Below are 12,886 nucleotides of genomic sequence, written 5' to 3'. Positions count from 1 at the left end.
CTGCAAGGTGCAGATAGTTTTTTAATTATTAATATTTAGAGAGATCGATTTTCAGCACGTAGTCGGGCTTCACACCTGTCATTTTTTCCGACTGTTTGACGCTGACGTACAGGGTGTTAGCATCTGCCGAGAGCGCCAGACTGTTAGGTAAGGCATTGGTTTCAATGCTTTGTTTTACCTGATAGGTCTTGCTGTTCACAATGCTGATGCGTTTAGCATTACGGTGGGTGATATAAACTTCCTGGCGTTTTTCGTTATATATCACTGCCAGCGAGTTAATAACCTTAATTGGTGCAATAACTTTACCGGTATTAAGATCAACAACCAGTACGTCCGCTAAATCCGGATCGGTCAGGAATGCGCGGTTATTTTTTGCATCCAGGGCAATATTCAGGAAAAAATGTTTTTTATCTGGCTCAATGGTAAAGCGATTAATAATTTGATGGTTGGTGGTATCCAGCGTAATAAGTTCGTTTCGGCCATTCACAACATACAGGCGGTTCTTATTTGCATCCACGGCCATGCCGGTCGGGTACTGGCCCATGTTCTCGAGGGTGGCGATTTTCTCGCGCTTTTGTGTGTCCACCACCCAGACTATGCCCTTTTCAGCCACGCCGGAAACGTACAGACGGTGGTGCTGTTTATCGAGCACCATTTCACGCGTATGAACAATATCTTTCGGGTTTTTGGCTTCGCTCAGTTGCAGTATCGCCAGCTCTTTACCGCTACGGGTATCGACTAGCGTTACTGAACCTTCCAGCGTGTTGCCGACATACAGCACCTGGTTTTCTTCATCCAGCGCGGTGGCAAAGGCACGACGACTGGTGTCGATGACTTCAGTCGTCGTGAGTTTCTCCAGATCGAGTTTGTAGATAAGCCCGCTGGTTTTATCTTTATCAAACGACGGCGACGAGGCGACAAAAAGCGCATTCTGCTTGCTATCAACCGCCAGCTCATACACGCCGTTACCGACATCGCGAGTCAGAAAATCTTTCTCAGGTAGCGTCTGCGCCACGCTGGACAGGCTGGTAAATAACAGCGCTGCGGCGAGTGCCACGCAGGAATAGCGTTTCAGGGACTTCACATTGTGGAGGTTCATTGACTTTTATTCACATTTATTTACATGCTGAGAATGATAATGAGATCTAATATCATTCGCAATTAAGATAAATGAAATGTGACTACCCATTCTGGTAGGTCAAAAAGAAAACAGCGAAGGGGAGAGGTGGTAGAACGTAGAAATTTAAAAACCCTTACTAACCAGAGACTGGCGTTCAGGGTTTTAAGCTAACGCGAACTTACTTCTTCGCGCGCTCGAAAGAAGCAACGATTTCAGCTTTAGCGGCTTCAGCGTTGTCCCAACCGTCAACTTTCACCCATTTGCCCGCTTCGAGATCTTTGTAGTGTTCGAAGAAGTGGGTGATCTGCGCTTTCAGCAGTTCCGGCAGGTCGGTCACATCTTTGATGTGATCGTATTCTTTGCTCAGCTTAGTGTGCGGAACCGCAACCAGTTTCGCATCTTCACCGGATTCGTCAGTCATTTTCAGCACGCCAACCGGACGGCAGCGGATCACTGAACCTGGCTCCAGCGGGTACGGAGTCGGGACAAGAACGTCTACCGGGTCACCGTCCAGAGACAGGGTGTGGTTGATGTAACCGTAGTTGCACGGATAGAACATCGCGGTGGACATGAAGCGGTCAACGAACAGGGCGCCGCTCTCTTTGTCAACTTCGTATTTGATCGGATCTGCGTTGGCAGGGATCTCGATAACAACGTAGATATCTTCCGGCAGATCTTTACCGGCAGGGACGTTGAGTAAGCTCATGTCTGTTTCCTTTAAATAAGCTATGGCAAACAAGTGGCGGGTATTATAGCCAACTCGCGCTGAATGTCTCCGCTTGTTTTCGCTTTCTCTGCGCTCATTTTCTTCTTTTTACCCCTCTCTCGTGACAGAAAAATCCATATCTTCAGCCGCATTTTTCATAGCGGGATGAAAGCGATTACAAAGTTGTGATTAACGTTTTATTTACTTTTTTGAAGTGTGATGTAACGCAATTCGTTACATGCTCAATTGTCTATAGTTTTTTCGCGACGGTTTATTAACCAACAATAATCACCCTACGAGGACGCACTTATGTGGAAGCGCTTACTTTTAGTCACAGCAGTTTCGGCAGCCATGTCGTCTATGGCAATGGCAGCCCCTTTAACCGTAGGATTTTCGCAAGTTGGCTCTGAATCCGGCTGGCGCGCCGCAGAAACCAACGTTGCGAAAAGCGAGGCTGAAAAGCGTGGTATTACGCTGAAAATCGCTGACGGCCAGCAAAAGCAGGAAAACCAGATTAAAGCAGTTCGCTCATTTGTTGCGCAGGGCGTTGACGCCATCTTTATTGCGCCGGTCGTGGCAACGGGTTGGGAACCGGTTTTAAAAGAAGCTAAAGATGCCGACATTCCGGTCTTTTTGCTCGATCGTTCCATCGATGTAAAAGACAAATCTCTCTATATGACCACAGTCACCGCCGACAACGTGCTGGAAGGTAAATTGATCGGCGACTGGTTGATTAAACAGGTGAACGGCAAGCCGTGTAACGTCGTTGAGCTGCAAGGGACCGTCGGGGCCAGCGTGGCCATCGATCGTAAAAAAGGGTTTGCTGAAGCCATCGCCAACGCGCCAAACATTAAGATTATCCGCTCACAGTCCGGCGACTTCACCCGCAGTAAAGGGAAAGAAGTGATGGAGAGCTTTATCAAAGCGGAAAACAATGGCAAGAACATCTGCATGGTTTACGCCCACAACGATGACATGGTGATCGGGGCAATCCAGGCGATTAAAGAAGCAGGCCTGAAACCCGGCAAAGATATTCTGACCGGTTCCATCGACGGCGTACCGGATATCTACAAAGCAATGATTGACGGTGAAGCCAACGCCAGCGTCGAGCTGACGCCGAATATGGCAGGCCCGGCATTCGACGCGCTGGAGAAATTCAAAAAAGACGGCACGATGCCTGAGAAGCTGACCATTACCAAGTCGATCCTCTATCTGCCGGATACGGCGAAAGAAGAGTTAGAGAAGAAGAAAAACATGGGCTACTAGTTTTGCTGCCGGTCTTCCGTAGGCCTGATGGCGTTGCGCTTATCAGGCCTACGAAAAGGCCGTGATTTCGTACCGGAGGAATGCCATGACAACCGACCCCCATCAGGAAATCCTCCGCACCGAAGGATTAAGCAAATTCTTTCCCGGCGTCAAAGCGCTGGATAACGTGGATTTCAGCTTGCGTCGCGGTGAGATTATGGCGCTGCTGGGAGAAAACGGAGCCGGTAAATCGACGCTGATCAAAGCGCTGACCGGCGTTTACCATGCAGATCGCGGCACGATCTGGCTCGAAGGCCAGCCTATCTCCCCCAAAAATACTGCCCATGCCCAGCAGTTGGGGATCGGTACCGTGTATCAGGAAGTGAACCTGCTGCCCAATATGTCGGTAGCGGATAACTTGTTTATTGGCCGTGAACCGCGGCGTTTTGGCCTGCTGCTGCGCAAGCAGATGGAAAAACGCGCGACGGAGTTGATGGCGTCATACGGTTTTTCCCTCGACGTGCGCGAGCCGCTGAACCGCTTTTCCGTGGCGATGCAGCAGATCGTCGCCATCTGTCGGGCGATCGATCTCTCCGCGAAAGTGCTGATCCTCGATGAGCCCACCGCCAGTCTTGATACCCAGGAGGTAGAAATGCTGTTCGGCCTGATGCGGCATCTGCGCGATCGGGGCGTCAGTCTGATCTTCGTTACCCATTTCCTCGATCAGGTCTATCAGGTCAGCGATCGCATTACCGTTCTGCGTAACGGCGGCTTCGTTGGCTGCCGTGAAACCCGCGAACTACCACAGATCGAACTGGTCAAAATGATGCTGGGTCGCGAACTGGATACCCATGCGCTACAGCGTGCGGGCCGTACGTTGCTGAGTGATAAACCAGTGGCGGCCTTTAGCGACTTTGGCAAGAAAGGCACCATCGCGCCGTTTGATCTTCAGGTGCGTCCTGGTGAGATCGTCGGTCTCGCTGGACTGCTGGGATCCGGGCGAACGGAAACGGCGGAGGTGATCTTCGGTATTAAACCCGCCGACAGCGGCAGTGCGCTGATCAAAGGCAAAGCGCAGACCTTGCGATCGCCGCATCAGGCTTCGTGTCTGGGGATCGGCTTCTGTCCGGAGGATCGCAAAACGGATGGTATTATCGCCGCTGCCTCGGTGCGGGAAAACATCATTCTGGCATTACAGGCGCAGCGTGGCTGGCTGCGGCCTATTTCGCGGAAAGAACAAAATGAGATTGCCGAGCGTTTTATCCGCCAGCTCGGAATTCGCACCCCCAACGCTGAACAGCCGATCGAATTCCTCTCCGGCGGCAATCAGCAAAAAGTATTGCTCTCGCGCTGGTTACTGACCAAACCGCAGTTCCTGATCCTCGATGAACCTACGCGTGGGATCGACGTCGGCGCGCATGCCGAGATCATCCGCCTGATCGAAACGCTGTGCGCGGATGGTCTGGCGCTGCTGGTGATTTCATCCGAACTGGAAGAGTTAGTGGGCTATGCCGATCGGGTCATTATTATGCGCGATCGCAAACAGGTTGCCGAGATCCCGCTGGCTGAATTGTCCGTACCGGCGATCATGAACGCCATTGCGGCCTAAGGAGACTATGGTGATGCCTCAATCTCTCCCTCAATCCACTCCGCCGCAACGGCGATTCCGCTGGCCAAAGGGCATGCCACAACTGGTGGCGCTACTGCTGGTGCTGCTGGTGGATAGCCTGGTCGCGCCGCACTTTTATCAGGTGATTTTGCAAGATGGTCGGCTGTTCGGTAGCCCGATTGATATTCTCAACCGTGCCGCCCCCGTGGCGCTGTTAGCGATTGGCATGACGCTGGTGATTGCCACCGGCGGCATCGACCTTTCCGTGGGCGCCGTCATGGCCATTGCCGGTGCCACCACCGCGGCGATGACGGTGGCCGGGCACAGTTTGCCGGTGGTGCTGCTTGCCGCCTTAGGCTCCGGCATTCTGGCAGGGTTATGGAACGGGATTCTGGTGGCAATCCTCAAGATCCAACCGTTCGTTGCCACGCTAATCCTGATGGTGGCCGGGCGCGGAGTGGCGCAGCTTATCACCTCCGGGCAGATCGTCACCTTCAACTCGCCCGAACTGTCGTGGTTTGGCAGCGGCTCGCTCTTACTGTTCCCCACGCCAGTGATCATTGCACTGTTAACGCTGGTGGTGTTCTGGCTACTGACGCGTAAAACGGCGCTGGGGATGTTTATTGAAGCGGTAGGCATCAACATTCGTGCGGCAAAAAACGCCGGGGTGAACACGCGCATTATCGTGATGCTCACCTATGTGCTGAGCGGTCTGTGTGCGGCTATCGCCGGCATTATCGTCACGGCGGATATCCGCGGGGCAGATGCCAATAACGCCGGATTGTGGCTGGAACTGGATGCCATCCTGGCGGTAGTCATCGGCGGCGGCTCGCTGATGGGCGGGCGCTTTAATCTGCTGCTGTCGGTGGTCGGGGCATTGATTATTCAGGGCATGAACACCGGGATTTTACTGTCGGGCTTCCCGCCAGAACTAAATCAAGTGGTCAAAGCCGTGGTGGTGTTGTGTGTGCTGGTCGTGCAATCACAACGCTTTATCAGCCTGATAAAAGGAGTGCGTGGTCATGATAAAACGTAATTTACCGCTGATGATCACCCTCGGCGTATTTGTACTGGGTTACCTCTACTGCCTGACACAGTTTCCGGCTTTTGCTTCAACCAGAGTTATCTGCAATATCCTGACCGATAACGCTTTTCTGGGCATCATCGCCGTGGGCATGACCTTCGTGATTCTCTCTGGCGGGATCGACCTGTCCGTTGGCTCGGTGATCGCGTTTACCGGCGTATTTCTGGCGAAGGCCATTGGCTACTGGGGTATATCTCCGCTGTTGGCGTTTCCCCTGATTCTGCTGATGGGCTGCGCGTTTGGCGCGTTTATGGGGTTACTGATTGATGCGCTGAAGATCCCAGCATTCATTATTACCCTGGCGGGAATGTTCTTCCTGCGCGGCGTCAGCTATCTGGTGTCTGAAGAGTCGATCCCAATTAACCATCCGGTTTATGACATGCTCTCAAGCCTGGCATGGAAAATTCCCGGCGGCGGTCGCCTGAGTGCAATGGGATTGCTGATGCTGGCGGTAGTCGTCATTGGCATATTCCTGGCGCACCGTACGCGCTTTGGTAATCAGGTTTACGCGATTGGCGGCAACGCCACCTCTGCCAACCTGATGGGGATCTCAACCCGCAGCACGACCATCCGTATCTATATGCTGTCGACCGGGCTTGCGACGCTTGCCGGCATTGTCTTTTCAATTTACACCCAGGCGGGTTATGCGCTGGCGGGCGTCGGCGTTGAGCTGGATGCGATTGCCTCAGTCGTGATTGGCGGAACCCTGTTGAGCGGTGGGGTCGGTACGGTGTTAGGAACGTTGTTTGGTGTCGCCATTCAGGGGTTGATCCAGACCTACATTAATTTTGACGGCACATTAAGTTCCTGGTGGACGAAGATCGCGATTGGCATTTTATTGTTTATTTTTATTGCCTTACAGCGCGGCCTGACGGTACTTTGGGAAAATCGTCAAAGCTCGCCAGTAACCAGAGTGGGGACGGCGGCAACACCAAAGTAACATCCTGATTTTTCACTAAACATTTAAATACCTAAACTTTTTCCGGTTGTAGTCGATAGGTTCTGTACAGGTCTGTTTTAACCCTACAACCGGAAATATAACGATGCCAAAATCCCTTTCAATTCGATCAAGTTTGTTGGTGTTATTGTCTCTGCTGACGTTCCTTCTGTTGCTGACCGGCGGTATGGGGCTATATGCCTCTACCCGTATCATTACTTCGTTGATTTACCACGGTATTATGAGCGCCTCGATGTTAGCTGCCCTCGCATTGCTGGCGGTGATTTGGTTCATGCTGCGAAATAAGTTTCTCAAGCCGCTGGATAATATGGTTGAGCAACTGGAACGCCTGGCGACGGGGGATTTGTCGCCGGTTACCGCGCTGTCGGCCAGCGCCGAATTCAACCGTCTGAACGCGGCAATGGATGAAATGCGCCATGCGTTGGGCGACTCGGTACAGCGTGTCCGCGATGCCAGTTTACAAATTGATATTGGTAGCCGTGAGCTGACGGCCGGGAACCAGCATCTGGCGCAACGTACTGAATCGACAGCCACTTCGCTGGAGCAGACCGCAGCCAGTATGGAAGAGCTCACGGCGACCGTGAAACAGAATGCGCAGAACGCGGAACAGGCACACCAGTTGGCAAAATCGGTGTCGGATACCGCCGATCGCGGCAGTGAGATGGTGTGCTATGTGATTGAGAAAATGCGCGATATTTCCGGCAGTTCCAGCCGAATCGCCGACATCCTCAGCGTAATCGACGGTATTGCTTTCCAGACCAATATCCTTGCGCTAAATGCTTCTGTTGAAGCGGCGCGTGCCGGTGAGCAAGGGCGGGGCTTTGCGGTCGTTGCAGGTGAAGTGCGTAATCTGGCCAGCCGCAGCGCCGAGGCGGCAAAAGAGATCCGCACGTTAATCAGCGATTCACACACCCACGTGGGAGAAGGCAGCGAGCTGGCGCAGCAGGCGGGCGAAACCATGGATGAGATTGCCAATGAAGTGATGCGCATGACCAAACTGATGCGTGAAATTGCCAGCGCGTCGCAGGAACAGAGTCGCGGCATTGAGCAGGTGAATATCGCGGTGATTCAGATGGATGAAACGGCGCAGCAAAATGCGGCGCTGGTACAGCAATCTTCAGCGGCTACCCGCTCGCTGGAAGAGCAGTCACATGCGCTGCTCGAAGCAATGGCGGCGTTTAAAGTACAAACGGCGTAGGGGATAAATTTGCCGGATGATGGCGTTAACACGTCTCATCCGGCAAAGCGTATTACGCGTCCGGGAATTCGCGGATAAAGCGTTCTACATCTTCAACCATATGGTCGTTACCTACGAAGAAGGAGCGACGCTGGTGCAGGCTTTCCGGGGTGATATCCAGAATGCGTTCTTTACCATCGCTCGCTTTGCCGCCCGCCTGCTCGGCCAGGAAGGCCATCGGATTGCATTCGTACAGCAGACGCAGCTTCCCTTGCGGGTGGCTGGCGGTGCTTGGGTACAGGTAGATCCCGCCTTTGAGCAGATTACGATGGAAATCCGCAACCAGAGAGCCAATGTAGCGCGAGGTGTACGGGCGCTGAGTTGACTTATCTTCTTCCTGGCAGAATTTAATGTACTTCTTCACGCCGTTCGGGAATTTAATGTAGTTGCCTTCGTTAATGGAGTACGTGCTGCCTTTCGCCGGGAAGCGCATACGTTCCTGGCTGAGGCAGAATACGCCCAGAGAAGGATCGTAGGTGAAGGCGTGTACGCCACAGCCGGTGGTATACACCAGCATGGTGGAAGAACCATAAACAACGTAGCCCGCAGCAACCTGCTTGTTGCCTGGTTGCAGGAAATCCTCTTCCGTGACCGGCGTGCCGACTGGGGTTACGCGGCGATAAATAGAGAAAATCGTACCGACAGAGACGTTAACATCGATGTTGGATGAGCCATCCAGAGGATCCATCAGCACAACATATTTTGCGTGTTCACAGCCTTCAAAGACGACGATTTCATCTTCTTCTTCCGAGGCAATGCCCGCCACAATGTCGCGCGCCTTCAGTGCAGCTTTCAGTTTTTCGTTCGCGAACAGATCGAGTTTTTGCTGAACCTCTCCCTGCACGTTCTCAGCACCGCTGGCACCCAGGATATCGACCAGACCGGCCTTGTTGATATCGCGGTGGATGATCTTGGCGCCCAGCTTTATTGCCGACAACAAAGCAGTGAGTTCACCGGTAGCATGAGAAAACTCGTGCTGCTTTTCGACAATAAATTCACCTAACGTTTTCATAACACTTTCCCTGCAATTTATGTGGAGTAAAGCGACCGCAACAATATTAACAAATATTTCCATTGCCGCGCTTAGGTGAATCGCGCCAGCAAACTACGGAATATCCTGAAATGCGTTTCTCACTTGCCGGACATGTGCGTAAAATGGCCCCCAGATTAAAAAAGGATAGTGACGTATGCGCATTCATATTTTGGGAATTTGTGGCACTTTTATGGGCGGTCTGGCGATGCTGGCGCGCTCACTCGGTCATGAAGTAACCGGTTCGGACGCCAATGTGTATCCGCCGATGAGTACCTTACTTGAGAAGCAAGGCATTGATCTGATTCAGGGTTACGATGCCAGCCAGCTCGATCCGCAGCCGGACCTGGTGATCATCGGCAATGCCATGACCCGGGGTAATCCATGTGTGGAAGCGGTGCTGGAAAAGAACATTCCGTACATGTCCGGCCCGCAGTGGCTGCATGACTTTGTACTGCGCGATCGTTGGGTACTGGCGGTTGCGGGGACGCACGGCAAAACCACCACCGCCGGAATGGCGACCTGGATCCTCGAAGCCTGCGGCTATAAGCCTGGCTTTGTGATCGGCGGCGTACCGGGGAACTTTGAGGTTTCCGCGCGTCTGGGTGAGAGCGACTTCTTCGTGATAGAAGCGGATGAGTACGATTGCGCCTTCTTCGATAAGCGTTCTAAATTCGTACATTACTGCCCGCGTACGCTGATCCTCAACAACCTTGAGTTCGATCACGCTGATATCTTTGACGATCTGAAAGCGATCCAGAAACAGTTCCACCACCTGGTGCGTATCGTGCCGGGCCAGGGACGCATTATCTACCCGGAAAACGACATCAATCTGAAACAGACGATGGCGATGGGCTGCTGGAGCGAACAAGAGCTGGTTGGTGAACAAGGTCACTGGCAGGCGAAAAAGCTGACCACTGATGCATCCGAATGGGAAGTGTGGCTGGACGGTGAAAATGTTGGCGTGGTGAAGTGGGGCCTGGTAGGCGAGCACAACATGCACAACGGTCTGATGGCGATTGCTGCCGCGCGCCATGTTGGCGTCGTGCCTGCGGATGCAGCCAATGCGCTGGGCTCGTTTATCAACGCCCGTCGTCGTCTTGAGCTGCGCGGCGAAGCCAATGGCGTGACGGTGTATGACGATTTCGCCCATCACCCAACGGCCATTCTGGCAACGCTTGCGGCGCTGCGCGGTAAAGTGGGTGGCACGGCGCGCATCATCGCGGTGCTGGAACCACGCTCGAACACCATGAAAATGGGCCTGTGCAAAGATGACCTGGCGCCGTCGTTAGGGCGTGCGGACGAAGTGTTCCTGCTGCAACCCCCGCATATTCCGTGGCAGGTAGCAGAAGTCGCTGAAGCCTGCATTCAGCCTGCGCACTGGAGCGGCGATGTGGATGCACTGGCAGATATGGTGGTGAAAACCGCACAGCCTGGCGATCACATCCTGGTGATGAGTAACGGCGGGTTTGGTGGCATCCATCAAAAACTGCTGGATGGCCTGGCGAAGAAAGCCCAGGCAGAAGAAGAGTAAAAAATGCCCGGTGGCGCTACGCTTACCGGGCTTACGATCCGTTGTGGGCCGGATAAGGTGTTTACACCGTTATCCGGCACTTTCTCAGGAGCACGATCTCCGTTGCCATCCGGCCTTCTGGTTACGCCATACTTCTCAACGGAATGGGAAGCCTCCATATGGAAATTTAAAACTCAGATCGCAGAAATTAATTTCTAAATCATAAAATCTATTTCCGCTTTTCCCTTGCTAATATCCCCTCGAGAGCCAATGTGGCGTAAGTGCCACATAATAAAAGGTGCGCTCCATGCGAAAAAATTTAACCAATAATGAACTGCGAGTTTATAAATTCTGTCAGGAGAACCCTGCTGATGTTTATAAAATGAAAATTCATGAACTGGCAGATCGCGTTTATACTACCGCGCCATCTATTTCTAAGTTGGTAAAGAAATTAGGCTTTAATAATTTCCAGGAGTTTAAGGTCAACATTCGGGACGTATTCTCCAGAACGCAAAACTCGCAGCACCATAACGCGTTTGTTAGCGAATATATACAAGAAATGCAGGATGCTTTAGCCAGAGTGTCTGAGAATAAAGTCAAAGTCTTTTGTGATTTTTTGTCCGACTGCAATACGATTATCACCTGGGGATACGGTACATCAGATAGCGTGGCGAACTATGTTAGCTATAATCTGATGGTGCTGGGCTTTAATATCCTCAATGAAACAGACTACACCAACTGTAATGTCCGCAGCCGCTTTCTGGCCGCTAACGATTGTATGCTGATTGTTTCCAACAGCGGTGAGTCAGAAATGCTGGAAGAGATAATTTTTAATGCCAGAAAAAACGGCATCAAGGTGGCCGCGATTACCAGCCGGGAAAACTCTACGCTGGCGCTTAAGGCCGATGCAGTCTTGATCTACAAAAACGCCATTATTAAAGATACTGCTTTCGAAAATATAAGCTATCCGATCCAGATAGCCATCGTAGATATTATGCTTTTCCATTTATCCAATGTCAGAAAAGTGTCGTTGAAATTTAATTCAAAAGTAGAAGACTAATGAAAAAACTAAAACTCGTGGTGATTGGCGCGGGTAGCAGCTATACGCCAGAACTGATTGAAGGGGTAATTAAAAACTACCACCAGCTTCCCATCTCTCACATCGCTTTTGTCGACGTTGAAATGGGTAAAGAGAAAATGAACATCATTTTCGATCTCACCAAAAGAATGCTTGCCAAAGCAAATTTACCAATTGATGTCATCCAAACTTTTGACCGCAAAACAGCGCTGCTGGGTGCCGACTTCGTGGTGACTCAACTGCGCGTCGGTGGTATCGATGCCCGAATCGTTGATGAAAAACTGCCGAAGTCATACGGTTTTATTGGCCAGGAAACCAACGGCGCGGGCGGGATGTTCAAAGCTCTGCGCACCATTCCGGTCATCATTGAAATAGCGAATGAAATGAAGGCGATTTGTCCAAACGCCTGGCTGATTAACTTCACCAATCCAGCTTCCATGGTGACAGAAGCGGTACTCAAATACAGCCACAACAATCGGGTCATCGGCCTGTGCAATGGTCCTGTCAATATGACCCATCAGGTGGCCGGGCTGCTGAATGCTAACGTAGAGGATTTATACGTCGAGTTCAAAGGCTCCAACCATATGAACTTTATTACCAAAATTTTGCATAACGGCGTCGACCGTACCCGCGAAACCATCGAGATTATCAACGCCGCCGACGTCGATGCACTGAGCTTTAAAAACATCAGCAATGAGCAGTTTAATAAAGAGCTGCTGGCCGCCACCAATCTGATCCCCTCTTCCTATTTAAAATACTACCTCAAGACGACTGAAATGCTGGCCGAGCAGGAAGCAGCCGAGCAATCACGGGGTGAGATCGTCAAAAATATCGAAGCCGAACTGTTTAAAAAATACAGCGACGTTACGCTTCAGGATAAGCCTAAAGAGCTGGAAGCCCGCGGCGGTGCGCTTTATTCCACCGCCGCGCTGAACGTTATTCGCGCTATTTACCTCGACGATAAGAGCATTCAAACCGTCAACGTTCGTAACGGCGGTGCTATCACTAATTTACCGGAAGAGGCGGTAGTTGAAGTGAACTGTGTGATTACCCGTAATGGTCCGATTCCAATTTGTACTGGTGAGATCCCATCTCCTGCGAAAGGGATTGTTTCCATGATGAAAGACTATGAAGCGCAGATCGTTAAAGCCGCCGCCACCGGCGATTATCAAGCGCTTATTTCTGGCTTTATTTTCAACCCATTATGCTCAAGCGACACTTCGGGCGTGGCGTTAGTCAAAGAGATGCTGCTGGCCAATAAAAAGTATCTTCCTTTATTCGCCAAAAAGATTGAATCACTTTAATA

At 51.7% G+C, this 12,886-nt stretch carries 11 protein-coding genes; 8 read left to right on the top strand and 3 right to left on the bottom strand.

Going from position 1 to position 12,886, the window contains the following annotated elements; genetic code table 11:
* Positions 1-28 precede the first annotated feature (28 nt).
* On the bottom strand, positions 29-1,099 hold the full coding sequence (locus tag HVZ52_RS20345) for a YncE family protein (RefSeq protein WP_181598638.1): 1,071 nt from the start codon (positions 1,097-1,099) through the stop codon (positions 29-31).
* Positions 1,100-1,298: 199 nt separating this feature from the next.
* Complete coding sequence (gene ppa / locus HVZ52_RS20340) at positions 1,299-1,826, bottom strand: inorganic diphosphatase (protein WP_003025726.1); 528 nt, start codon at positions 1,824-1,826, stop codon at positions 1,299-1,301.
* 309 nt (positions 1,827-2,135) lie between these two features.
* On the opposite strand from ppa, the gene ytfQ reads away from it, so the two are divergent.
* From ytfQ to HVZ52_RS20315, 5 genes are all read left to right on the top strand, one after another.
* Positions 2,136-3,092, top strand: coding sequence for a galactofuranose ABC transporter substrate-binding protein YtfQ (ytfQ, locus tag HVZ52_RS20335; RefSeq protein WP_016151454.1), 957 nt, complete (start codon positions 2,136-2,138; stop codon positions 3,090-3,092).
* Between the two features lie 85 nt (positions 3,093-3,177).
* Positions 3,178-4,680, top strand: a complete 1,503-nt coding sequence (gene ytfR / locus HVZ52_RS20330; protein ID WP_155574764.1) for a galactofuranose ABC transporter, ATP-binding protein YtfR — start codon at positions 3,178-3,180, stop codon at positions 4,678-4,680.
* A 13-nt stretch (positions 4,681-4,693) separates the two neighbouring features.
* Positions 4,694-5,716, top strand: a complete 1,023-nt coding sequence (ytfT, locus tag HVZ52_RS20325; RefSeq protein ID WP_016155534.1) for a galactofuranose ABC transporter, ATP-binding protein YtfT — start codon at positions 4,694-4,696, stop codon at positions 5,714-5,716.
* Complete coding sequence (gene yjfF / locus HVZ52_RS20320; RefSeq protein WP_016151457.1) at positions 5,703-6,704, top strand: galactofuranose ABC transporter, permease protein YjfF; 1,002 nt, start codon at positions 5,703-5,705, stop codon at positions 6,702-6,704. The genes ytfT and yjfF overlap by 14 nt, the downstream gene beginning before the upstream one ends.
* A 103-nt stretch (positions 6,705-6,807) precedes the next feature.
* On the top strand, positions 6,808-7,920 hold the full coding sequence (locus tag HVZ52_RS20315) for a methyl-accepting chemotaxis protein (protein WP_016155535.1): 1,113 nt from the start codon (positions 6,808-6,810) through the stop codon (positions 7,918-7,920).
* A gap of 52 nt (positions 7,921-7,972) precedes the next feature.
* On the opposite strand, the gene fbp is transcribed toward HVZ52_RS20315, so the two are convergent.
* A complete protein-coding gene (gene fbp, locus HVZ52_RS20310) occupies positions 7,973-8,971 on the bottom strand; it encodes a class 1 fructose-bisphosphatase (RefSeq protein ID WP_016155536.1) in 999 nt (332 codons plus the stop codon).
* A gap of 175 nt (positions 8,972-9,146) precedes the next feature.
* Between fbp and mpl the strand changes: the two genes are divergently transcribed.
* From mpl to HVZ52_RS20295, 3 genes are all read left to right on the top strand, one after another.
* Positions 9,147-10,523, top strand: a complete 1,377-nt coding sequence (gene mpl / locus HVZ52_RS20305; protein ID WP_047414759.1) for a UDP-N-acetylmuramate:L-alanyl-gamma-D-glutamyl-meso-diaminopimelate ligase — start codon at positions 9,147-9,149, stop codon at positions 10,521-10,523.
* A 286-nt stretch (positions 10,524-10,809) separates the two neighbouring features.
* Positions 10,810-11,562 (top strand): MurR/RpiR family transcriptional regulator, encoded by a 753-nt coding sequence (locus HVZ52_RS20300; RefSeq protein WP_181598637.1) that lies wholly within the window; start codon positions 10,810-10,812, stop codon positions 11,560-11,562.
* The gene (locus tag HVZ52_RS20295) at positions 11,562-12,884 is read left to right on the top strand and encodes a 6-phospho-beta-glucosidase (RefSeq protein ID WP_181598636.1); all 1,323 of its coding nucleotides are present in this window, start codon (positions 11,562-11,564) and stop codon (positions 12,882-12,884) included. The genes HVZ52_RS20300 and HVZ52_RS20295 overlap by 1 nt, the downstream gene beginning before the upstream one ends.
* The last annotated feature ends 2 nt before the right edge of the window (positions 12,885-12,886 follow it).

It is taken from the genome of Citrobacter sp. RHB36-C18 (assembly GCF_013814485.1).
Taxonomy (GTDB): domain Bacteria; phylum Pseudomonadota; class Gammaproteobacteria; order Enterobacterales; family Enterobacteriaceae; genus Citrobacter; species Citrobacter braakii.
The sequence above is the reverse complement of the archived record's forward strand: the minus strand, read 5'-3'. Positions and strand labels throughout refer to the sequence as shown.

Bases quoted from the DNA above. Each gene is read 5' to 3' on its own strand.
- HVZ52_RS20345 (WP_181598638.1), bottom strand. From the start codon at position 1,099: ATGAACCTCCACAATGTGAAGTCCCTGAAACGCTATTCCTGCGTGGCA.
- ppa (WP_003025726.1), bottom strand. From the start codon at position 1,826: ATGAGCTTACTCAACGTCCCTGCCGGTAAAGATCTGCCGGAAGATATC.
- ytfQ (WP_016151454.1), top strand. From the start codon at position 2,136: ATGTGGAAGCGCTTACTTTTAGTCACAGCAGTTTCGGCAGCCATGTCG.
- ytfR (WP_155574764.1), top strand. From the start codon at position 3,178: ATGACAACCGACCCCCATCAGGAAATCCTCCGCACCGAAGGATTAAGC.
- ytfT (WP_016155534.1), top strand. From the start codon at position 4,694: ATGCCTCAATCTCTCCCTCAATCCACTCCGCCGCAACGGCGATTCCGC.
- yjfF (WP_016151457.1), top strand. From the start codon at position 5,703: ATGATAAAACGTAATTTACCGCTGATGATCACCCTCGGCGTATTTGTA.
- HVZ52_RS20315 (WP_016155535.1), top strand. From the start codon at position 6,808: ATGCCAAAATCCCTTTCAATTCGATCAAGTTTGTTGGTGTTATTGTCT.
- fbp (WP_016155536.1), bottom strand. From the start codon at position 8,971: ATGAAAACGTTAGGTGAATTTATTGTCGAAAAGCAGCACGAGTTTTCT.
- mpl (WP_047414759.1), top strand. From the start codon at position 9,147: ATGCGCATTCATATTTTGGGAATTTGTGGCACTTTTATGGGCGGTCTG.
- HVZ52_RS20300 (WP_181598637.1), top strand. From the start codon at position 10,810: ATGCGAAAAAATTTAACCAATAATGAACTGCGAGTTTATAAATTCTGT.
- HVZ52_RS20295 (WP_181598636.1), top strand. From the start codon at position 11,562: ATGAAAAAACTAAAACTCGTGGTGATTGGCGCGGGTAGCAGCTATACG.